This is a genomic window from Ruegeria sp. E8, from assembly GCF_056533985.1.
Genome location: NZ_JBQFOY010000001.1, coordinates 113,690 through 135,618, shown reverse-complemented (window position 1 = coordinate 135,618; position 21,929 = coordinate 113,690). Strand labels below are relative to the sequence as shown.

The 21,929-nt window shown below is 58.3% G+C and carries 24 protein-coding genes; 16 read left to right on the top strand and 8 right to left on the bottom strand.

Features of this window, described 5'->3' with window-relative positions; genetic code table 11:
* Window positions 1-167 precede the first annotated feature (167 nt).
* Window positions 168-602, top strand: coding sequence for a hypothetical protein (locus ACR0LF_RS00700; RefSeq protein WP_480573481.1), 435 nt, complete (start codon window positions 168-170; stop codon window positions 600-602).
* A gap of 45 nt (window positions 603-647) precedes the next feature.
* Here ACR0LF_RS00700 and ACR0LF_RS00695 read toward each other — a convergent pair whose 3' ends face one another.
* From ACR0LF_RS00695 to ACR0LF_RS00680, 4 genes are all read right to left on the bottom strand, one after another.
* Window positions 648-1,223, bottom strand: a complete 576-nt coding sequence (locus ACR0LF_RS00695; protein WP_480576122.1) for a DUF924 family protein — start codon at window positions 1,221-1,223, stop codon at window positions 648-650.
* 109 nt (window positions 1,224-1,332) lie between these two features.
* A complete protein-coding gene (locus tag ACR0LF_RS00690) occupies window positions 1,333-2,604 on the bottom strand; it encodes an MFS transporter (RefSeq protein WP_480573479.1) in 1,272 nt (423 codons plus the stop codon).
* A gap of 111 nt (window positions 2,605-2,715) precedes the next feature.
* Window positions 2,716-3,762 (bottom strand): tRNA preQ1(34) S-adenosylmethionine ribosyltransferase-isomerase QueA, encoded by a 1,047-nt coding sequence (gene queA, locus ACR0LF_RS00685; RefSeq protein ID WP_480573476.1) that lies wholly within the window; start codon window positions 3,760-3,762, stop codon window positions 2,716-2,718.
* 42 nt (window positions 3,763-3,804) lie between these two features.
* Complete coding sequence (locus ACR0LF_RS00680) at window positions 3,805-7,176, bottom strand: YhdP family protein (RefSeq protein ID WP_480573473.1); 3,372 nt, start codon at window positions 7,174-7,176, stop codon at window positions 3,805-3,807.
* 80 nt (window positions 7,177-7,256) lie between these two features.
* On the opposite strand from ACR0LF_RS00680, the gene ACR0LF_RS00675 reads away from it, so the two are divergent.
* The 6 genes from ACR0LF_RS00675 (at window position 7,257) to aqpZ (ending at window position 12,350) form a co-directional block, all read left to right on the top strand.
* On the top strand, window positions 7,257-7,718 hold the full coding sequence (locus tag ACR0LF_RS00675) for a peroxiredoxin (RefSeq protein WP_480573470.1): 462 nt from the start codon (window positions 7,257-7,259) through the stop codon (window positions 7,716-7,718).
* Window positions 7,719-7,807: 89 nt separating this feature from the next.
* On the top strand, window positions 7,808-8,626 hold the full coding sequence (locus tag ACR0LF_RS00670) for a ferritin-like domain-containing protein (RefSeq protein ID WP_480576117.1): 819 nt from the start codon (window positions 7,808-7,810) through the stop codon (window positions 8,624-8,626).
* 174 nt (window positions 8,627-8,800) lie between these two features.
* Window positions 8,801-10,132 (top strand): DUF5930 domain-containing protein, encoded by a 1,332-nt coding sequence (locus ACR0LF_RS00665; RefSeq protein ID WP_480573467.1) that lies wholly within the window; start codon window positions 8,801-8,803, stop codon window positions 10,130-10,132.
* On the top strand, window positions 10,122-10,622 hold the full coding sequence (locus ACR0LF_RS00660; protein ID WP_117868644.1) for a bactofilin family protein: 501 nt from the start codon (window positions 10,122-10,124) through the stop codon (window positions 10,620-10,622). Before ACR0LF_RS00665 ends, ACR0LF_RS00660 begins: the two co-directional genes overlap by 11 nt.
* Before the next feature lie 116 nt (window positions 10,623-10,738).
* Window positions 10,739-11,548 carry a M90 family metallopeptidase gene (locus tag ACR0LF_RS00655; protein ID WP_480573464.1) on the top strand — a complete coding sequence of 270 codons (810 nt, stop codon included), beginning with the start codon at window positions 10,739-10,741 and terminating at the stop codon, window positions 11,546-11,548.
* 112 nt (window positions 11,549-11,660) lie between these two features.
* Window positions 11,661-12,350 carry an aquaporin Z gene (gene aqpZ, locus ACR0LF_RS00650; RefSeq protein WP_480573461.1) on the top strand — a complete coding sequence of 230 codons (690 nt, stop codon included), beginning with the start codon at window positions 11,661-11,663 and terminating at the stop codon, window positions 12,348-12,350.
* A gap of 66 nt (window positions 12,351-12,416) precedes the next feature.
* On the opposite strand, the gene ACR0LF_RS00645 is transcribed toward aqpZ, so the two are convergent.
* Together ACR0LF_RS00645 and ACR0LF_RS00640 are read right to left on the bottom strand one after the other, a co-directional pair.
* Window positions 12,417-12,974: a peptidylprolyl isomerase gene (locus ACR0LF_RS00645; RefSeq protein ID WP_480573458.1), complete on the bottom strand. Its 558-nt coding sequence runs from the start codon at window positions 12,972-12,974 to the stop codon at window positions 12,417-12,419.
* The gene (locus ACR0LF_RS00640; RefSeq protein ID WP_480573455.1) at window positions 12,967-13,473 is read right to left on the bottom strand and encodes a peptidylprolyl isomerase; all 507 of its coding nucleotides are present in this window, start codon (window positions 13,471-13,473) and stop codon (window positions 12,967-12,969) included. The genes ACR0LF_RS00645 and ACR0LF_RS00640 overlap by 8 nt, the downstream gene beginning before the upstream one ends.
* Before the next feature lie 133 nt (window positions 13,474-13,606).
* Here ACR0LF_RS00640 and ACR0LF_RS00635 point away from each other — a divergent pair, with 133 nt between their 5' ends.
* From ACR0LF_RS00635 to ACR0LF_RS00600, 8 genes are all read left to right on the top strand, one after another.
* Complete coding sequence (locus tag ACR0LF_RS00635; protein ID WP_480573452.1) at window positions 13,607-14,797, top strand: phosphoglycerate kinase; 1,191 nt, start codon at window positions 13,607-13,609, stop codon at window positions 14,795-14,797.
* Between the two features lie 71 nt (window positions 14,798-14,868).
* Complete coding sequence (locus ACR0LF_RS00630; protein WP_480573449.1) at window positions 14,869-15,213, top strand: lysozyme inhibitor LprI family protein; 345 nt, start codon at window positions 14,869-14,871, stop codon at window positions 15,211-15,213.
* Window positions 15,214-15,352: 139 nt separating this feature from the next.
* On the top strand, window positions 15,353-15,652 hold the full coding sequence (locus tag ACR0LF_RS00625) for an FtsB family cell division protein (RefSeq protein ID WP_480573446.1): 300 nt from the start codon (window positions 15,353-15,355) through the stop codon (window positions 15,650-15,652).
* Window positions 15,653-15,821: 169 nt separating this feature from the next.
* Window positions 15,822-16,811, top strand: a complete 990-nt coding sequence (gene pdhA, locus ACR0LF_RS00620; protein WP_480573443.1) for a pyruvate dehydrogenase (acetyl-transferring) E1 component subunit alpha — start codon at window positions 15,822-15,824, stop codon at window positions 16,809-16,811.
* Between the two features lie 15 nt (window positions 16,812-16,826).
* The gene (locus tag ACR0LF_RS00615; RefSeq protein ID WP_480573440.1) at window positions 16,827-18,200 is read left to right on the top strand and encodes a pyruvate dehydrogenase complex E1 component subunit beta; all 1,374 of its coding nucleotides are present in this window, start codon (window positions 16,827-16,829) and stop codon (window positions 18,198-18,200) included.
* A 3-nt stretch (window positions 18,201-18,203) separates the two neighbouring features.
* Window positions 18,204-18,689 carry a hypothetical protein gene (locus tag ACR0LF_RS00610; protein WP_480497565.1) on the top strand — a complete coding sequence of 162 codons (486 nt, stop codon included), beginning with the start codon at window positions 18,204-18,206 and terminating at the stop codon, window positions 18,687-18,689.
* 14 nt (window positions 18,690-18,703) lie between these two features.
* Window positions 18,704-20,011, top strand: a complete 1,308-nt coding sequence (locus ACR0LF_RS00605; RefSeq protein WP_480573437.1) for a pyruvate dehydrogenase complex dihydrolipoamide acetyltransferase — start codon at window positions 18,704-18,706, stop codon at window positions 20,009-20,011.
* A 153-nt stretch (window positions 20,012-20,164) separates the two neighbouring features.
* Complete coding sequence (locus tag ACR0LF_RS00600) at window positions 20,165-20,407, top strand: hypothetical protein (RefSeq protein ID WP_480573434.1); 243 nt, start codon at window positions 20,165-20,167, stop codon at window positions 20,405-20,407.
* 7 nt (window positions 20,408-20,414) lie between these two features.
* Here ACR0LF_RS00600 and cysE read toward each other — a convergent pair whose 3' ends face one another.
* Window positions 20,415-21,224, bottom strand: coding sequence for a serine O-acetyltransferase (gene cysE, locus ACR0LF_RS00595; protein ID WP_480573431.1), 810 nt, complete (start codon window positions 21,222-21,224; stop codon window positions 20,415-20,417).
* An 84-nt stretch (window positions 21,225-21,308) separates the two neighbouring features.
* Here cysE and ACR0LF_RS00590 point away from each other — a divergent pair, with 84 nt between their 5' ends.
* Complete coding sequence (locus tag ACR0LF_RS00590; protein WP_480573428.1) at window positions 21,309-21,647, top strand: TraR/DksA family transcriptional regulator; 339 nt, start codon at window positions 21,309-21,311, stop codon at window positions 21,645-21,647.
* Here the strand turns inward: ACR0LF_RS00590 and ACR0LF_RS00585 are convergent.
* On the bottom strand, window positions 21,628-21,924 hold the full coding sequence (locus ACR0LF_RS00585; protein WP_480573425.1) for a DUF7742 family protein: 297 nt from the start codon (window positions 21,922-21,924) through the stop codon (window positions 21,628-21,630). The genes ACR0LF_RS00590 and ACR0LF_RS00585 overlap by 20 nt on opposite strands.
* Window positions 21,925-21,929: the final 5 nt, after the last annotated feature.

The window sequence follows — 21,929 nt, the reverse complement described above, 5'->3', positions numbered from 1 at the left end:
ATTTTCAGAAACGCATCAACATACAGTTCCCGCGACAAATGGAACGCAGGGTAAACCGCACCTGGATTTGCGGATTTCAGCCTATACGCCGGTCAAAGCTATGGCTAGAAAAGAAACACCGAGGCCGCTCGAACATTTCTGAAAACATTTAATTCAAGGGACTTACCATGGCCAAAACACTGAAGGATTTGCTGCTCGCCCTTCTCAACGCGACATTGATACTTGTGGCCCTGTGCCTGTTTCTTGGCTGGAAGCTGGCATCGAAAGTAGAAAGCGTGACGGCAGAGTTCTCGGAAACGGTGCAGGTTCTGACCCCAATTCGGGATGAGGCGAAGAGCATTCGGGATGAGCTTGCTGCATTGCGCGGTGATTTGACAACGCTGACGCAGAAGAACCAGATCACGGATGTTCAAGCGGCGCAAAACATCCGGGCAACGTTGAGCCGTCTGAATGCAGTTGAACAGAGGCTGCAGACGGTGCAGGAACGGTTCGCTGAACTTGCGGAAACGCCAGAAGTGCTGATCGCTCAAACCATACAGACCGGAGCAGACATCGCATCCGAACGAGTGTTGGCGCTCAAGAGATGTGAGCCGCAATCCTAAATCAGGCCAGTTCTATTGTCGCGGTTCCAGCCTGTTTCGGCGATTTCAACCTGCCGTCTGAAGCTCACGCACAGTGACGCCGTAACCGCCCTTATCGACATAAGCCTCTTCATGTGGCGTCGAATTACGTGACAGCGCTTCGTTCCGATACGGGAACCGACCGAATTTGCGGATTACTTCGCGATGCGCGCGGGCGTGCAGCAGATTGCTTGTATCGCCGCTCATGTTCTCGCACATCAAACGCACGCAGCGTTCCTGATCGCACAGGTTTTCAGAATGCATCATCGGCAGGTAGAAGAACTGCCGGGCCGGTTCGTCGATCTTTTTGTCCCAGCCCTTGTCGACCGCGCATTTTGCAGCCGCCAAAGCAGCGCGATCTGTCGCGAATGCACGCGCCTGACCCCGGAACATGTTGCGTGGAAATTGGTCCGTCAGAATAATGTAGGCCAGTGATCCACTTGGATAGGTCAGCCAGAGCGAAAATTTGCCCTCGGTCGCCGCCTCCCACGTTGACAGAAAACGTTTGCGGATGTCTGCATCCAGCGCGTCATCCTGTAAATACCAGCCCTTAGGACCCACCTCATCTAACCAAAAACTCAATACTTCTTCAGGCGTTACCATTGCCTTAAACTCCGTCTTGTGCCCGCACCCGGGACGTAAGGTCATTTAAGGCCGTTTTACAGAACTGTTACAGTAACATATTGCAACACTTGCGACATAAACCTGTGTCCTAGGCGTCTTCCTGCTCAGCTTGCTCGGCTTCGGCCGCTTCGATGGCGACTTCCTGCGCCACTTCAAACGCAACTGGCGAGGCCGTAGGATACAGCGTCGACATTGTGCCGGTTTCGTCCACCGGAACCGAAGCGCGCTGCGTCGTGCGGTACAACGCGTAGAGCGCCATCGCGAATAACAATGCCGCAATAAAGAGAAAAAAGCCTGCCGGTCCGAAAATGGCATCCCCCATCAGCCAGCCGGTGATCAGCGGCCCGGCGATCGCGCCCATGCCGTTGATGAACACCAGCCCCCCAGAGGCAGCCGCCATATCCTCGTGATCCAAAAAGTCGTTCGCGTGCGCGATCAGCAGCGAATAAAGCGGGTTGGAGGTGCCGCCGATCAGGAAAGCCGAACCCAGCAGAATTGGAAACGATCCCCCCATCATCATAGCGATCGTTGCGCCACAACCACCGGCAAGCGCCACAAGAAGGATCAGAAAGCGCCGGTCCATGCGGTCCGAGAACCAGCCCAATGGGTATTGAAGCACGACCGCGCCGATATAAAACGTCGCAACAAAGGTCGAGATTTCCACAAGGGACAACCCAGCCCGTGCGCCGTAAACCGCCGCCATACCGAACTGCGCCGAAAACACGCCGCCCAACAGGAACATACCAACGCAGCCCAGGGGCGAGGTTTCCAACAGTTTCCTCAGTGTCATCGGCTTGGTGGTGTCAAAGGCCGGCGTTGGAGAAATCGACAACAGAATGGGCGCGAAGGACACCGAAACCAGGATCGAGGCAATCACAAAGGCTTCGTATCCGGCGGGGTCGCCAATCAGCACAAGTGCCTGCGCACTGATGATGCCAACCATCTGGACAATCATGTAAAGCGACAGCGCCTGCCCGCGGTTTTCATTGCTTGCCGCGTTGTTGAGCCAGCTTTCCGCAGTGACGTAGACGCCCGAAAAGCAGAACCCGATCAATACCCGGCCCAGGGTCCACGCGATCGGGTCGGTCAGCAAGGGGTACATGATCATCACTGCCGAAATGAATGACGCCAGCGCCGCGAACACGCGTACATGGCCGACGCGCCGGATCATCTCGGGCGCTAGGCGTGAGCCGCCCAGAAAACCCAGGAAATAGCCGGACATCACAACGGACATTTCAAAGGTCGAAAAGCCTTCGATCTCACCCCGGACACCCAAGATCGTACCCTGAAGACCGTTTCCGATCATCAACAACCCCATGCCGAGCAACAAAGCCCATGCGCTGGAAAGGACCTGAATCATTGGGGCCTCCGAGAAATGCCAACCTGAATTGAGATTCGTTGTGCGATCAAAGACCGCCATTGTCGAGCTTGTCTACGACATTCCCGATTATTGATACTGAATACACGTCTTTCACGGGATCAAAAGCGACGCATCTCCATAAGAAAAAAACCGGTATTTCCGGGCGATGGCATGGGCATAGACCTCGCGCATACGCTCCTGCCCCATCAGCGCCGAGACCAGCATCAGCAACGTTGATTTCGGCAGATGGAAATTTGTCATCAACGCGTCCGTTACGTTGAACCTGAAACCGGGATAGATGAAAATATCCGTCTCGCCTTCCCACGGTTCGATCACACCGGACCGCGCTGCGCTTTCGATCAGACGCAGGGCTGTTGTGCCCACCGGAATCACGCGCCCGCCTGCAGCCTTGGTCGCCTGTATCTCGGCCACAGCCTTGGGGCTGACCTGCCCCCATTCGGCGTGCATCTTGTGGGTTGTCACGTCCTCGACCTTGACCGGCAGGAAAGTTCCAGCCCCTACATGGAGCGTCACATGTGTGAAACTCACACCGCTTTCCGTCAGTGCCTGCATCAAACCTTCATCGAAATGCAGTGACGCCGTTGGGGCGGCCACGGCGCCGGAACGGTTGGCCCAAATGGTCTGATAGTCGGTCTTGTCCTGCTCGTCCGCCGGGCGTTTGGCCGCGATGTAAGGCGGCAGGGGCATTGCACCAGCCTGATTTAGCGCGGCGTCGAAGTCCTCGCCGCTGAGGTTGAAGCGCAGATAGGCCTGCCCGTCCTCGACCCGATCCAGCGTTGCACTCAGGTCGTCGGAAAAGGCGATCTCTTCCCCCGGCTTCACTTTCTTCAGCGGTTTGATCAATGCAGACCAGGTGCCATCGGCCTGCGGGTCCAGCAAGGTGGCCTCGATCCCCGCCGAAACCGGGCCTTGTGCGCTGTCCCGGTGGCGACGACCGTTCAGGCGCGCCGGGATGACGCGGGTATCGTTCAGCACCAACCGGTCGCCCGGTTGCAGGAAATCAGGCAGGTCGAACACGTGGCTGTCCGTCGTTGCATCCCCCTGCGCCACCAACAGGCGCGCGGAAGAACGCGGGCAGGCAGGCCGCGTGGCAATCAGGTCATCGGGCAGGTGGAAATCAAAATCGCTGAGCTTCATGCCCGCGCCTTACAACTCTGGATCAGATTCGGCCATATCCTGTCAGCGATCGCTGGGAGATGCTCCAAAAGTACGTTTCGGTTCATCGGGCTTCTGAGGAGCCGCGTTCGGACCATCCTGAACCTTTGGCGCGGGCGCACGTAAAAGGTTTCGCAGAAAAAGAGGGGCCAGACCGGACAGCGGATTGACCGACACTTTGGGAGAGGCGAGCGGACCGGTGAGCGTATAATTGAACCCGATAATCCCTTCGCCCTTGCGTGTGAACACACTGCCAATCGCATTAAGCAGGTAAATAGGTGAGATCGCCCCCCGCAGGTTCAGCATTTCGTTCACCGTATCGATGGTGCCGTCAAAAGACAGGCCCATGGACGGTCCTACGGCACTGCCGCTGAGCACTTTGATATCCGTCGGGGTGATCCTCATCCGGCTATCAATGGCCGAGAAAAAGATACCCTGCCCCGCCATCTCATCCAGCAGGCCGACAAGGCTGATCGCGTTCAGCAAAGCAGCCATGGCCGGGGCATCGGTGATCCGCGTGTTGACGATTTTCAGGATCACATCGTAGCTGCCGGGTGCGGCCACAGGCTCGAGCTTCAGGTTCATGTCACCGCCACGCGCCTGGGTCAGAACCCCGGCTGACCGCAATACGGCCCCCGCATCCTTCGAGGTCAGGTTTACGGCGCTTCGGTTCCCTCTGGGGCTCACCTGTCCGCTGACTGACGCCCCGCCATTCACCCGCGCGGCGAAGTTGCCATTGATGCCCCCGGTGGTTTGAAAGGCACCACGAAACCCCGTCAACGCGACCGATTCCGTGACCTGAAGGCGATCAAGCGCCACATCCAGTTTCGGCCCGGCACCACCGCTGCCCGATCCTTCGCTTGTCCCGAAATTGGCGCGCCCCATATTCAGCACGCCACCAAGGACACGAATGTCCGGCATGGCAGCGCCGCGCCCGATCAGCTCGGCCGGGACCGCAAGCCAGTTGCCAAGATCGAAGGAACTGAACCGAACCCGGTCATATTCGCCATTCTCGCGAAACGTAATTGAGGCTGAAGTACGCAGCCCCGCAGCATTGATGCGCAGGCTATCCACTTTCAGTTGCGACCCCAAAGTCGCCTCGGCCGTCAAAGTACCCGTCGAATTTGCCCCTTTGCGCCACCCGAGCTCGGGGATGGCCAGCGCCACCCCTTGCAAATCTGACTCAACCGACAAATTAGGCGGCGACCCCGCCCCGAGACCCAGAGTGATGTCCGCCGTCCCTTTTCCGGTCAGCATACCCGACGGCAGGCCGGCTCCGATTTCATCCATCAAAAGCGGAGACAGCTCGATCTGTCCGGTTAACGTGCTGCGCTGTTCGGATTTGCCATCAATCGGCTGCCGCCAGAGCGCCGTCATCGGCACGTCCCCAAAACGTCCCTGCCCCTGAATCTGAACCCCGGATTGATCACCAGAAAGATCCAGCAGATCAGCACTCACGGAAAATCCGGGCACCAGCCGATCGCTGGACAGATTGGCCAGATTGCCATTGAAGTGGAACTCAGTGTCCTGAAACTTGAGACCCTTTTTCAGCGGCAGGGACAGCGTTCCGGAAAGCGATGCTGTTCCCTTGGCCACATCAACGGGCAGCCCGGCTTTGCTTAGCAGCGACAGAGGGGGCCGATCCAGCAAGGACAACGCAGCCGTCACACTGCCCGTGGCCTGAATACGCGCAATTGCGGGGGCGGATTTTTTGATATCGGTGTCGGGTATGATGAAAGATGTCCCCGACGCGTCTACCGCACCGCCGTCATCCGCGATCACAACCCCTTGCTCCGCCGTGACCGTAAACCTTCGATTGATCAGGCTGGCCTGACCCTGCGCTTTTTCTATCGGCGGCAGAGTTTTGACAAACCGGATCTTGGCCTCTGAAAAACCGAAATCCAGATAGAGGTCCGGCTCTGACCCTGGCAGCAAGCGCAGGGCAAAGTCCATATCCGACAGTACCCCTTCATACAGGTTTTCCGTCACCCATTCCCGCGGTTTCGGGGCCAGACGTTCGGGCCAATAGCTAAGAACTTTGTCGGACGTCATCTGATTCAAATGCGCATCCAGCTCGACCGCCCAGCCATCCGGCCGTCCATTCAGAACACCAAAGGCACGCACTGTGTGACCCGGATCTTCGATGGTCATCTGCCCCAGACGCAACTGGAACGGGTCCAACGCCATCTTGAAGTCCAGACTGGCGCGTGACAGCTGAATGGGTTCCGGAAACAGGTTCGCAGGGTTCACGTTGATGCCGGATAGTCGCAACTGCGCAGACAAGCTGTCCAGCACACCGTCTTCTGCGCCTTCCAGAAACGCCTTTCCGTCAGCCTGCACGTCACCCCAGGCCGAGACTACGGACACTTCGTTGAAGTCCAGCGTCTGACTGGCAGGATCATAGGTGAAATATGTCCGGGCGGATTCGAAAGGAACCGGGCGGGTTTCCGGGTTGGGCTGTACCGCCCCTGCCCCCAGATTGAGCGTTGCGTACACAGTCCCGATTGCTCCGCTTTCATCGACGCCGCCCCGCAATGCACCTGAAATCGGGGCCTTCAGAACTTGCAGCCAAGCTAGAGCGGGCGATTGGCCTGCAATATCCTCGGCCGGAAGGTCGGTGACCGATATGCCAAACTGCGCAGCAGGTGTACCCAGAACGCTTGTATAGTTGGCCTCGATGGCACTGACATAGTCACGCCCCGCCAGAACCGAGAACCCGGTCGCCAGCCGCATTTCATTGTCGCTGCGGTTGGCCTGTATGTGCCCACCATCCAAAATCCAGGACCGCCCTTGCCGCAGGTCGCGGTAATCCAGCGTGATCGCATCAAACTCGACTGATGTCAGCGCCGACAGGGCCGGAGACAGGAAAACCTGATCCGACGCTTCGATCAACTGCGCCAGGTTCGGGGCCTCCTGCACCGGTGCACTGCCGGACCCCACGGTCAGGCTCAACGCACCGTCCTTGTCCCGGGTCACGGCGATTTGCGCACCGCTCAGAATGATCCGCTTGGGACGGACATGTCCGCGCAACAAAGGACGCATGGCCAGACTGGCGCGCATGTCGGACACCTGCGCGATCTGCTGACCTGCAGCGTCCTTGATGACAACATCGGTCAGTCGCAGTCGGGGCCGCCACCCTTCGTTGATAATGAAACTGACATCACCGAACCGGATTTGCAGCCCGCCCAGCGCCTTTTCAAGCCGCGCTTCGACCCTGTCCTGTAACCAGACAGGCGCATACATCCTTTGCCCCACGACCATGAACGCAGTGAACAACGCCAAAAGCACCAGCACGACGACACCGCGCATGGCCCAGAGGCCCGCGGCCCGGCGACGCGACCGACGGCGCACGGGCTTGCCCGTTTCTGCTTCATCGCCGTCTTTAAGCTGATTCAATTTGCTATCCACGCCTTCCAACCCGCACGCGTTGCCCTATGATATCAGGCAGCCTTTAAAAACCTTTAGCGGAGTTTCCAATGCCCGACGTTTCAGACATGGCCCCCGACTTCACTTTGCCGCGCGACGGCGGCGGCGAGGTGACGCTTTCGGCGTTGCGCGGTGGCACCGTGGTTCTGTTCTTCTATCCCCGCGATGATACGCCGGGGTGCACCAAGGAATCCATTGGTTTCTCGGAACAACTTCAGGCCTTTGCGGATGCGGGCGCTCAAGTTTTCGGCATCTCGCGGGACAGCGTCGCCAAGCATGACAAGTTCGTCGCCAAGCACGGGTTGACCACGCCGCTCCTGTCCGATGAGAACTCGACCGTATGCGAGGACTATGGCGTATGGGTTGAAAAGAACATGTACGGCCGCAAGTCGATGGGCATCGAGCGCTCCACCTTTGTCATCGACGCCGAAGGCCGCATTGCCAAGGTCTGGCGCAAGGTCAAGGTGCCTGGCCATGTGGAGGCCGTTCTGGAAGAGGTAAAGGCGCTCTAAGCCCCTCTAGACCTGCCGTGCCATCCGGTTTATCACCCGCGTCGACACGACAGAGGCGGAGCAACCCGGTGCCCAAAACACTGACACAGATGGCGACAGAGGTTCTGACAACAGCGGACGGGCGGGCCAAGACCGCCCTGTCCAAAGCCCATGCCGCCGCATGGTTCGCTGCCCGCAAGGGTGAGGCCGAACCTATCGAGATCGGAACGGCCACCCCGCCATTGAACCCGACGCGCCCGGACAAGCCAGAGCTTCTGTCGCCGCGTGAAGTGCCAAAGCGCAAACCGGGCACGGAGGCAGGACGCATCGCCTTGCTGCACGCAGTGGCCCATATCGAGTTGAACGCTGTTGATCTGCATTGGGACATCATCGCGCGTTTCGGGCATGTGCCGATGCCGATCGGGTTTTATGACGATTGGGTGAAATGCGCCGAGGAAGAATCGCGCCATTTCGAGATGGTATGCGATTGTCTGGAGCAGATGGGCAGCCATTATGGCGCCCTGCCCGCCCATGCCGGCATGTGGCGCGCGGCCGAAGATACGGCCGAGGATCTGATGGGACGGTTGGCCGTTGTGCCCATGGTGCTCGAGGCGCGCGGGTTGGACGTGACGCCCGGCATGATCGAAATTTTCCGCAAGGCCAAAGCAGAGCAAGCCATCGCCGCACTGGAGGTGATCTATGCCGAAGAGGTTGGCCATGTCGCCTATGGTTCGAAATGGTTCCATTTCTTGTGTGGCCGGGAAAACGCCGATCCCAAGGATGTATTTCACGAATTGGTCCGGCGGTATTTCCACGGCGCTCTGAAACCTCCGTTCAACGAGGAAAAACGGGCCGAGGCCGGATTGCCCCCCGACTTCTACTGGCCTCTGACCGAGGACCTGCCTGCGCCCGGTGAAGTCACAAATTGACACTTTTAAGTTGATTTCGGCGATTTCCCGCCGATCTTTCGCGGGATTTCTGCGCCGTTTGCCGCAGACCGGTCAACAAACTTGCCCGAACGCAGCCTGCCCTTTATGCAATCGGCCCAAGGGGCGGCAGGCACTCACGACCGGCCCCGATCTTGGGGATGAGAGGTAGGACGCGTGAGAACACGTCTGGCAATAAAAATACACTCGGTACTGGAACGGTACTTCCCGGAACGCCGGGTCTTTCTGAAATCTGACAAAGATACGCGCTTTATCCGGCTCAGTTCGGAAACTCAGGTTATTGCAGTGGCCGGAGTTGCCGTCATGGTTGGCTGGACAGCAGTTGCTACGGCAATTTTGCTGATGGACAGCATCGGATCGGGCAACTTCCGGGAACAGGCGAAACGCGATCAGGCAACTTATCAGGAACGTCTGAATATCCTGTCAGCAGAACGGGACATGCGTGCGCAGGAAGCCCTTGCCGCACAGGATCGGTTCAACGCCGCGCTGGAACAGATTTCCGCCATGCAATCCGAATTGCTTGCCTCGGAAAATCGCCGCCGCGAGCTTGAGACCGGTATCGAAGTCATCCAAACCACTTTGCGCAGCACCATGAAGCAGCGGGAAGAGGCGCGCACGGAACTGGCGACGCTGCAGCAGGAAACCAGCGACACAGATATGTATGTCACAGCCTCCAGCGCTCCGGTGCAGATGGCCTTCATGACCGAAGCTCTGGCACGTACAGCCGAGGAACGCGACCAGATCGCGACAGACGCACAGGAAGCACTGGATCAGCGTGATGATCTGGAGCTGGAAATCCGTCTGATGCAGGAACGCAGTGACGCGATCTTCCGCCAGTTGGAAGACGCCATGGTGATCTCGGTCGAGCCGCTGGACAAAATGTTCCGCCAGGCGGGAATGCCGACAGATCGCATCATCGAAGAGGTCCGGCGCGGATATAGCGGTATGGGCGGTCCGCTGACCCCTTTATCCCTTAGCACGCGCGGCGAGGAGGACGAGTTGTCCGCCGACGAGGCCCGCGCGAATATCCTTCTGCAACAGATGGATCAACTGAACCTGTACCGGATTGCTGCGGAAAAGGCCCCCTTCGCCAGCCCGGTCAACGCAGCGGTTCGTTTCACCAGCGGATACGGCAAACGTCGCGACCCCAAAACCGGTGGTCGCCGGATGCATAACGGCGCGGATTTCGCCGGTGCGCATGGCACGGATATCTTTGCGACCGCGGACGGAGTGGTCACCCATGCAGGCTGGCAATCGGGTTTCGGACGGCTTGTGAAGATCAAGCATGCCTTCGGAATTGAGACACTTTACGCTCATAACACCAAGATCAACGTGAAGGTTGGCCAAAGGGTCTCGCGCGGGGATCATATTGCTGATATGGGTAGCACCGGACGGTCGACCGGAACGCATCTGCACTATGAGGTGCGCGTGAACGGAAAACCGGTAAACCCAATGACTTACATCAAGGCTGCGAGAAATGTTTTCTAAAAGCAAAATCAACGAGCCCGCATCCAAGGCACCTGAGGCGGCCAAACCTGCCGCTCCGGCGACCCCAGCGGCCCCTGCACCGACCGAGTCGAAACCTGCCACGGCGCCCAAGCCAAAGCCGCCTGCATCGGTTCTGTCCTCGGATCTACACATCACCGGCAACATCAAGACCTCTGGTGACATTCAGGTGGAAGGCACCGTCGAAGGCGACATCCGTGCACATCTGCTGACCATCGGGGAATCGGCAACGATCAAAGGTGAAGTCACCGCAGATGACGTTGTAATCAACGGCCGTATCGTCGGTCGCGTGCGTGGCCTGAAGGTACGTCTGACCTCGACCGCGCGCGTCGAAGGCGACATCATCCACAAGACCATCGCGATCGAAAGCGGCGCGCATTTCGAAGGTTCTGTCCAACGTCAGGACGATCCGCTGAACCCGGGCCGCAGCGCCAAAGCCGGATCGAACCCCGCGGCAGACGTCAAGCAATAATCAGACCATTCAGGTCAAAACAGGACGCCACTGGGAGACCAGTGGCGTCTTTTTTGGTAACTGCCCTGCCCGGGAAACCGGTTTTGATCCCGCCGGGATCGCGTTAGGGTCAAGCCATGTTGATATTCCTGACACTTGTTGCGCTGATCGCCGGAGGGTTGGCTTACTACTTCTGGTCCAAACGGCAGGCGCGCCGCACCCTGTTGGCCGCGCCGCTGACCGATCAGCAACGGAATCTTGTCGACGCTCAGGTCCCGATCTTGCGGAAACTTCCACAAGGTTTGCGCGCAAATCTGGAGGGCAAGATTAACCTGTTCCTGGATCAGGTTGAATTCATCGGATGTGACGGTCTGGACGTTACCGAAGACATGCAAATGTCCATCGCCGCGCAGGCCTGTCTGCTGGTGGTGAATACCGAGCTTTGGTACGACAACCTGACTACCATCCTGATCTACCCCAGCGCATTCAAATCCAGACAGAGCCGCCACAGCGGTTACGTCGTCACCGAGAAGGAAATCGTGCGCACAGGAGAAAGCTGGAACCGCGGCCCGGTAATCCTGTCCTGGGCGCACAGCCAGCGCGGGGCGATGAACGATCATGACGGGCAAAACGTTGTTTTTCACGAATTCGCCCACCAGATCGACGACCTGACAGGGTCGGCAAATGGGGTGCCTGTCCTCAGCGACGATCAGAGCTTTTCAGAGTGGGAGGCCGCATTTCTGACAGCCTATGACGCCCATGTGCACGCCGTTGAGACAGGGCAGCCAACGGTAATTGACCCCTATGGCGCGGAAGGGCACGAGGAGTTTTTTGCCGTTTCGGTTGAAGTGTTCTTTGAGCGCCCCAGGGCGCTGCGCAACTCTGCTCCGGACGTATACAAACAGTTGTCAAAACTGTTTCACCTAGATCCTGCACAATGGCACTAAACATTTTCAGCCCCGGGTGAGAGGGCATTCGGGAAATTCCCCGTTCACCAAAATTTAACAAAAGCTAATTTTTGAATTACAGTTAACCTCATTGCATCGTGGAGGATTTTTCATGTCATCAAAACTACTTGCCGAGTTCTTCGGCACCTTCTGGTTGGTTCTTGGGGGTTGCGGCAGTGCCGTCCTTGCGGCGGGCGTTGCGGATGTCGGCATCGGTTGGCTTGGTGTGTCCTTCGCCTTTGGCCTGACTGTTCTGACAATGGCCTACACAGTGGGCCATATCTCGGGCGGGCATTTCAACCCGGCGGTCAGCCTGGGCCTGATGATTGGCGGTCGGTTTCCGGCCAAAGATCTGCTGCCCTATTGGGTCGCTCAGGTTATCGGAGCAATCGCGGCCGCCATCGTCCTGTACCTGATCGTCAGCGGCGCGCCCGATTTCTCCGGCGTCGGTGGGTTCGCATCAAACGGATATGGTGAGGCCTCGCCCGGTGGATACTCTCTGATGTCCGCTCTGGTGATCGAAATCGTGATGACTGCGTTCTTCATCCTGATCATTCTGGGTGCAACCTCGGACAAGGCGCCAGCCGGTTTCGCTCCCATCGCCATCGGTTTGGGTCTGACCCTGATCCATCTGATATCGATCCCGGTCACCAATACCTCGGTCAATCCGGCCCGTTCTACAGGTGTTGCCCTGTTTGCCGACGGCCCTGCCCTTGCGCAGCTGTGGCTGTTCTGGGTGGCCCCGTTGATCGGCGCCGCTGTCGGGGCAGTGATCTGGAAAATCATGTCACCCGACGATTGACACTGGTTCACACGACCAACGATACGAATAAGCCCGGCGTTTTGGTAAGCGCCGGGCTTTTTCTGTTCATTCGGTGACGGTGACTTTTTTCATCACATCGGGCGCGCCGACAATGGCACCGTTCTGACCAGCGCCGCGCTTGATCGCATCAACCACGTCCATACCGTCGGTCACCTGACCGACCACGGTATACTGGCCATCCAGAAACGGGCCAGGTTCGAACATGATGAAGAATTGCGAATTGGCCGAATTCGGATCGTTCGAGCGGGCCATGCCCACAACGCCCCGGTCAAAGGTCACATCGGAAAACTCAGCGGGCAGATCGGGGCGGTCGGATCCGCCACGCCCGGCATAGCGCATGTCAAACCCATTAGCGCCGGAATTGCCGTATTCCACATCGCCGGTTTGCGCCATGAAGCCTTCGATCACACGGTGGAACACAACACCATCATACTGACCGTCAGCAGCCAACGCGGTGATCTGTTCCACATGCTTGGGCGCGACATCTTCGAACAGGTCAATTGAGATCGTGCCATTGGCCCCTTCCCCCTCGACCTCGATCTGCAACCCGCTGGCCAGTGCAGGGCTTGCCAGCAAAGCAAAGGCTGCGGCCAGCTTATGCATCTGCGGCCACCTTGACGCTGATCATGCGATCCGGATTCGCAGGCGGCTCACCACGTACGATCGCATCTACATGTTCCATGCCATCGATGACCCGGCCGTATACAGTGTATTGGCCGTTCAGGAAGTGGTTGTCCTTGAAGTTGATGAAGAACTGCGAGTTCGCCGAATCCGGGTTCTGCGACCGGGCAGCGCCCAGCGTGCCGCGATCATGGGGCAGTTTGGAAAACTCTGCCGGAACGTTCGGCAGCGACGAGCCGCCAGTGCCCGCCATACGCAGGTTGAAGCCGTCTTCCATGTCGCCATGCTGCACGTCGCCGGTTTGCGCCATGAAACCGTCGATCACACGGTGAAAGGCAACATTGTCATATTCTCCGCCGCGGGCCAGTTCCTTCATGCGCGCGCTGTGCTGCGGTGCCACGTCGGGCAGCAGCTCAATGACGACATTGCCGTCTTTCAGCTCGATGATGATGGTGTTTTCGGGATCTTTGATCTCGGCCATGAGGCCCTCCTGTCGTTTGTCTTGCGCAAATACCTATGACGCACGCGTGCGAATGCCAAGTGACGCATTGACCTGAGGGCAAAATGCAGGAAAAGAACCGCCTAAATCGGATGCCAATGACGAGGATCGCAAGATGGGCTGGAAAACACTGGACGATATGGACCTGAACGGCAAACGCGTGCTGGTGCGCGTGGATATCAATGTGCCTGTTGTTGACGGCGTTGTGACCGACGCCACTCGGATCCAGAGGATCGTTCCGACGGTCCGCGATATTCTGGCCGCTGGTGGCAAACCGATCCTTCTGGCCCATTTCGGCCGCCCCGGAGGCGAGCGGCGCGAGAACCTGTCTTTGAAGCAACTGGTCCCGACTCTGGAAAGCGCTTTTGGCGCGCAGGTCCTGTTTGCGGCGGATTGCGTTGGCACCGAGGCTGAACTGGCAGCCGAGGCACTTCAGCCCGGTCAGGTGCTGCTGCTGGAAAACACACGCTTCCACGCGGCCGAGACCAAGAACGACACCGATCTGGCCGAAGGCATGGCCAAGCTGGGTGAGATCTATTGCAACGACGCCTTTTCGGCAGCGCACCGGGCGCACAGCTCGACCGAGGCCATTGCGCGCCTGCTGCCCGCCTGCGCCGGTCGTCTGATGCAGGCTGAACTGCAAGCTTTGGAAAGCGCGTTGGGTGCGCCCAAACGTCCGGTGACCGCTGTTGTCGGCGGGGCGAAGGTTTCGACCAAGCTGGAACTGCTGGGCAACCTGATCGACAAGGTCGACTATCTGGTGATCGGTGGCGGCATGGCGAATACGTTTTTGGTCGCGCAAGGCATCAGTGTTGGCAAATCGCTCGCAGAAACTGCGATGAAAGACACGGCAGCAGAAATTCTGGCCAAGGCCGAAACCTCGGGCTGTCAGATCGTTCTGCCCCGCGACGTCGTAGTGGCTGAGAAATTCGAAGCCAACGCACCGCATCAGGTTCTGCCAGCAGATCAATGCCCCGAGGATGGCATGATCCTTGATGCCGGTCCTGAAAGTGTCGCTGCGATCACCGAGATCTTCGACAAAAGCCAAACCCTGATCTGGAATGGCCCGCTTGGCGCGTTCGAACTGGAACCGTTCGACGCCGCCACCAATGCCGCCGCGCTGAAAGCAGCCGCCCTCAGCCGTTCAGGACAGCTGATCTCGGTCGCCGGGGGTGGAGATACGGTTGCTGCTCTGAACGCCTCGGGTGCCGCCAAGGACTTCACTTACATCTCGACCGCAGGAGGCGCGTTCCTGGAATGGATGGAGGGCAAGACGCTGCCCGGTGTTGCTGCACTGGATCAGTAAGCGTCGCTGACCACCTTTGGTCGCCTGATATAGTTCATGGTATTATCTCCTTTTGAACGGGGGATATTACCGTGAAGCCAATTTACCTTCTTGTCCTGACCATGCTGCCCTGCTCTGCCGCTGCTCAATCCAGTTGCGGCGGTCAGACCCAACTTGACGCCAATTTCTGCGCCAAGGAACAATGGGAGGTCGCTGATCGCGAACTCAACCGACTGTGGGCAGAGATCAAACCTGCCGCCGATGCGCGCGGCGACGGTGATGCCCTTCTGAGAGAACAACGCGCTTGGTTGCAGGCCCGGGACGCTTCCTGCGACAAGGAATTGGCCGGGGGCGGCAGCGCTGCCCCGATGTTCTACTGGACCTGTATGGAAGAACAGACCATCGCGCGAAATCAGGTGTTGGAATCCTGGCGCTGACGCGGATCAGAGCACGCATAAATTACTGAAGAAAAAATCGAATCAGGGGATTCACAACCCGAATCACCTGTGACATAGTGCGATCAGATGTCCGGAAAGGGCACGTTTTGAGGCAAGTTTTCATACGGCGGTAAACAGAGTGTCCCGTTCCCATCGGCCCGGTTTGGGCGCAGTAGTTTTCTTCACGGTGGCTTTCATGCTGGGTGTGTACTTCACCTTCGCCGCCGTGCAAGGCGACTATGGCCTGTTCCGACGGGTCGAAATAGCGGCGGAACGGGACGCTCTGTCACGCGATCTGGAAAAGCTGAATGCCGAGATCGCCGAAATGGATAACCTGACTCGACGTCTGTCTGACACCTATCTTGATCTTGACCTGCTGGACCAGCAGGCACGCTCGGTTCTGGGTATGATCCGGGCAGATGAAATCGTAATCCGCTGAACATTTTCGGTCCTCGGAAAGCTTCTGAACAATGTGGCGTTGCCCTGTTTTTCGGCTAAGCCGCGCGTGCCCGGACGCTGCGTCACATTTCCCCTCGCCAGAAAGCGTTAAATGCTTTATGAGATAGTTTAACGCTAAACTATCTTGCCGAAAGGGGGAGATCGCCACTATGGCTGCGCGAAAAACCACAAAGAAACCAAATGTTTCTGCGGAAGAACTCAAGACATACTACCGCGAAATGCTTCTGATCCGTCGATTCGAGGAAAAGGCTGGCCAGCTTTATGGCATGGGTCTGATCGGCGGGTTCTGCCACCTTTACATCGGACAAGAGGCGGTTGTTGTTGGGCTCGAGGCGGCGGCCAAAGAGGGCGACAAGCGTATCACCTCCTACCGTGACCACGGCCACATGTTGGCGTGTGGCATGGACCCGGGCGGCGTGATGGCCGAACTGACCGGTCGCGAAGGCGGCCTGTCCAAGGGCAAAGGCGGCTCGATGCACATGTTCTCGAAAGAGAAGCATTTCTATGGTGGCCACGGTATCGTCGGCGCTCAGGTTCCGCTGGGTGCCGGTCTGGCTTTTGCCGATAAGTACAAAGAAAACGGCGGCGTGACCTTCACCTATTTCGGTGACGGAGCGGCCAACCAGGGTCAGGTCTATGAGACGTTCAACATGGCCGCCCTGTGGAGCCTGCCGGTGGTGTTCGTCATTGAGAACAACCAATACGCCATGGGCACCGCTCAGGCGCGTTCAACCTCTACCCAGGACATCTACGTTCGCGGCGAAGCATTCGGCATCCCCGGCGAAATCGTAAATGGCATGGACGTGCTGGCGGTCAAGGAAGCTGGCGAAAAGGCCGTGGCCCACTGCCGCGCGGGCAAGGGCCCCTACATCCTTGAGGTCAAAACCTACCGCTACCGCGGCCACTCGATGTCCGACCCGGCCAAATACCGCACCCGCGAAGAGGTTCAGAAGGTCCGCGAGCAAAGCGACCCGATCGAACATGTGCGCGAGCTGTTGCTGACCGGCAAACACGCCACCGAAGACGACCTGAAGGCGATCGACAAAGAGATCAAAGAGGTCGTCAATCAAGCCGCTGAATTCTCGAAAGAAAGCCCTGAGCCGTCGCTGGATGAGCTCTGGACCGATATTTACGCCTGAGAGGACGAATAAGACATGGCAACCGAAATTCTCATGCCCGCCCTTTCGCCCACGATGGAAGAGGGCACGCTGGCCAAATGGCTGGTTAAGGAAGGCGACACCGTAAACTCCGGCGATATCATGGCCGAGATCGAAACCGACAAAGCGACGATGGAGTTCGAAGCTGTCGATGAAGGCATCGTCGGCAAAATCCTGATCGCGGAAGGCACCGAAGGGGTCAAGGTCAACACCCCTATTGCGGTGCTGGTCGAGGACGGCGAAGACGCCTCCGCCCTGCCTGCTGCTGCGCCCGCAGCCGCAGCGGTGGCCGAGGCCGCCCCGGCGGCGGTTGAGGCCCCCGCTCCTGCCGCTGCTGCTCCCGTAGCGCCCGTTGTAGACATGTCTCCCGACTGGCCTGCCGATGCCGAGATGAAATCCGAGACCGTGCGCGAAGCCCTGCGTGACGCGATGGCCGAAGAGATGCGCAACGACGAAGACGTCTATCTGATGGGCGAGGAAGTTGCCGAGTATCAGGGTGCATACAAAATTTCCCAGGGCCTGCTGGACGAGTTCGGCTCCAAGCGCGTGATCGACACACCCATCACCGAACATGGTTTTGCCGGTATCGCCGTCGGTTCGGCCTTTGGCGGTCTGAAACCAATTGTCGAGTTCATGACCTTCAACTTCGCCATGCAGGCGATTGACCAGATCATCAACTCGGCCGCCAAGACACTTTATATGTCTGGCGGTCAGATGGGTTGCCCCATCGTGTTCCGCGGTCCCAACGGTGCAGCCGCCCGCGTGGCCGCGCAACACAGTCAGGACTACGCCGCTTGGTATATGCAGATCCCGGGCCTGAAGGTCGTCATGCCCTACTCGGCTGCAGACGCCAAAGGCCTGCTGAAATCGGCGATCCGCGACCCCAACCCGGTTGTCTTCCTGGAAAACGAAATCCTCTACGGCCGCACATTCGACGTACCGCAAGTCGATGACCTGGCCATCCCACTGGGTAAGGCCCGCATCTGGCGCGAAGGTTCCGATGTGACCATCGTCAGCTTTGGCATCGGTATGCAATACGCGCTGGAAGCCGCGGACAAGCTGTCCGAGGAAGGCATCAGCGCCGAAGTGATCGACCTGCGCACCATCCGCCCGATGGACACCGGCGCGATCATCAACTCGGTGATGAAAACCAATCGTTTGGTGACCGTGGAAGAAGGCTGGCCGCAAGGTTCGGTCGGCAGCTACATCAGCTCGGTGGTGATGCAAGAGGCGTTCGATTACCTCGACGCGCCGGTCATCAATTGCACCGGCAAGGATGTTCCGATGCCTTACGCCGCGAACTTGGAAAAGCTGGCGCTGATCACCACCGATGAGGTGATCGCAGCCGTCAAACAAGTGACCTACCGATAGGCGATGACCCCCGGGAACGTACATAATCCTGCGGGCGTGGACTGGCTATTTGAAAGCCTGGTCTCCGCGCGCAAGGATAACAACCGCAACCTGCTTTATGTATGTGCGGCGTTCCTGGTGGTTTCCTTTGTCAGCATTGCGTTCAACCTAGAGGCCTTCGACCAGATATCCTTCGATCTGTTGTCGGTCGAGGGCAGCCTGACCAGCGCTTGGCCTATCCGAGCCATGCTTTGTGTCGCCTGCGTCGTCTCGTACGCTTCGGTCATTTACATTGTGCTCGAGCAGCAACGCCTGCAACTGGGCATGGATTATCTGGCCGCTGTTGAACACAGCGACGCCGCTGCCCTTGGTCAGTTCACCGAGTGGCTGGAAAAGAACCATCCGCGCGTGTCTAAGGCGCGCTCTGTGGTCGTGGGGGTGTTTGTCACCTTCTGCGCGGCCATTCTCCTGATCGATATCGCAACGCTGATTTACTCATTTTCGAAGTAAGAGGACATGAAGACATGCCCACCGAAATCCTGATGCCCGCCCTTTCACCGACCATGGAGGAAGGCACGCTCGCCAAATGGCTGGTCAAGGAAGGCGACACCGTTTCCTCCGGTGACCTGCTGGCCGAGATCGAAACCGACAAGGCCACGATGGAGTTCGAGGCCGTTGACGAAGGCACCATCGGCAAGATCCTGATCCCCGAAGGGTCCGAAGGGGTCAAGGTCAACACCGCCATTGCGGTTCTTCTGGAAGACGGAGAAAGCGCCGACGATATTGCCGCTGCGCCGGCCAAGGCCCCAGAGGCGGCACCAGCCGCCGCGGGCAACGAGGCTGCCGCGCCAGCAGCATCCGAGGCGCCCGCCCCTGCTCCGGCAGCTCCGGTCATGGCGGATGGCGGTCGCATTTTTGCCTCGCCGCTGGCCCGTCGGATCGCTGCGCAGAAAGGTCTGGACCTTTCGCAGATCAGCGGCTCGGGCCCGCATGGCCGTATCGTCAAAGCGGACGTCGAAGGCGCGTCTGCAACCGCGTCAGCGCCCGCTCCGGCCACAGCCGCCGAAGCGCCTGCTGCTGCGCCGGCAGCGGCTCCGGCTGGTCCATCCGCCGATATGGTCGCGCGGATGTATGAGGGTCGGGAATACGAGGAAATCAAACTTGACGGGATGCGCAAGACGATCGCCGCGCGTCTGGGTGAAGCTAAACAGACCATCCCGCATTTCTACCTGCGCCGCGATATCAAGCTGGACGCGTTGCTGAAATTCCGCAGCCAGTTGAACAAGCAGTTGGAAGGGCGCGGCGTCAAGCTCAGCGTCAACGACTTCATCATCAAGGCCGTCGCCAACGCCTTACAACAGGTCCCGGCCTGTAACGCGGTCTGGGCAGGCGACCGGGTATTGCAACTGAAGCCTTCGGACGTGGCCGTTGCTGTCGCGATCGAGGGTGGTTTGTTCACGCCAGTCCTTCAGGACGCTGACATGAAATCCCTGTCTGCGCTGTCAACCGAGATGAAAGACCTGGCCTCTCGGGCGCGCGAACGCAAGCTGGCGCCGCATGAATATCAGGGCGGCACATTTGCCATCTCAAACCTTGGCATGTTCGGCATCGACAATTTCGACGCCATCGTGAATCCACCCCACGCCGGTATTCTGGCCGTGGGGACCGGTGTCAAAAAGCCGGTTGTCGGGGAGGATGGTGAACTGACCGTGGCAACGGTGATGTCTGTTACCATGTCCGTCGATCACCGCGTCATCGACGGTGCGCTGGGGGCGGAACTGCTCAAGGCCATCGTCGACAACCTGGAAAACCCGATGGTCATGCTGGCCTGAAGATCCTAAACACGCTCTCGCTCGAAACACTTTGGGCGAGGGCAGTCTCATTTCTTGGCATTGAATTGAGCCCGCGTGATCGGGGCAGCAATTGTCCAGCACAGCGTGGTGTCCCACCTTCTTCTAAAGTTTCAGATAGAAAGAAGGTGCGCGATGTTCTGGAAAAGCCCCATTCAAGTCCTGATTGTTTTGGCTCTTCTGACTGGGGTTGCGCCTGATAGGGCTGACGCGAAACCGAACAGCTATCCGGGCGAACATTCGAAGTTCAAATCAAACGATCCGGCTGCAGTTGCTCAGCAGAAAGCTGAACAAGATCGTCGCAGAGAATTGAGAAAACAGAAACGGGAAGAACGGCGGCGCAAGCGGTTGGAAAAACGCTCCAACCGCTCGAACTGAGGTTTGTTTACTGGTCCTTGCCCAGCATATGATCCATCGAAATCGACGGCTGATCGCATCCGGCTTCACCTACGATCTTGGCAGGGATACCGGCCACGGTCTTGCACGGCGGTACTTCTTGCAGAACCACCGAACCGGCAGCGATACGGCTGCAATGGCCGACCTCGATATTGCCAAGCACCTTGGCACCGGCCCCGATCAGAACGCCGTTGCCGATCTTGGGATGGCGCTGTTCTTCTTCCTTGCCGGTTCCGCCCAACGTGACCGAATGCAACATCGAGACATTGTCCCCGACAATCGCGGTTTCACCGATCACGATGGAATGGGCATGGTCGATCATGATGCCCTTGCCGATTTTCGCGGCAGGGTGAATATCGATCCCAAAGATTTCAGACGAACGCATCTGGAAGAAATACGCCAAGTCATTGCGCCCCTGACGCCACAGCCAATGTGCCACGCGATAAGCCTGCATGGCCTGATAGCCTTTGAAATACAGAATCGGCTGCAACAACCGGTGGCAGGCCGGGTCACGTTCGTACACCGCCATCAGATCCGCGCGGGCAGCTTCCAGCAATCCCGGATCGTCGGCATAAGCCTCATCCACGATCTCGCGCAGGACCATCATTGACATTTCGTTCGAACACAGCTTGGCCGACACTCGATACGAAAGGGCACGTTCAAGGCTGCGGTGATGCAGGATACAGGCGTGCACAAGTCCACCCATAAGGGGCTCTTTCTCAACGGCTGCCTGGGCCTCGGATGTTATACGGCTCCAAACCGGATCGACCGGTGTCACGTGGCTGCGCTTTTCAAACATGGCTTTTGATCCTTTGCTGCGCCTAGAATGCCATTTAGTGGCAAAAAGACCAAACGCAAACCCATGATCGGTCATGTAACGAAAATGAATGAGTCAGAGCGCACCAAATTTGAAACACGAATTCGCGAGCGACTGGCGGAACTTGAAGAGTTGTCAGCCGCGGGTCAGCAGGCGCAGGCCGTTGTCGAGCTGGATCAACAGGCTGTAGGCAGGCTAAGCCGCATGGACGCGCTGCAAAACCAGGCCATGGCCAAAGCGCAACAGACCAATCGCGATACGGAAACGCTCCGACTTCGGGCTGCGTTAACACGGCTGGACGAAGGTGAGTTCGGGTATTGCGAAGACTGCGGAGAACGCATTCCGGATGGGCGGCTAAACCTGGATCTGGCCGCCAGCAAATGCGTCAGTTGCGCGTCCGGTTAACCAAAAACCTGGCGAGTTGATGCAGAACCGTCTCAAAACATTGGCAATATTGCAGATCGTCGAACCCCGGCTCATCGACCAAAATCCGATTTCGGGCAACAGCCATAAGTGAACCGTTGCCGTAAACCGGGTGAAGTTTGCCTGTGCATTCCAAATGCTTGCAGGCCAGTTCCGCCTCGTGAATCATACGGACACACAAAGCCTCTCGATCCGGCTGCGGCACGGCCAGCAAGGCGCGCGCCACAGCACTCACATCTCCATGAAAAACAGGGCGCATCAGGC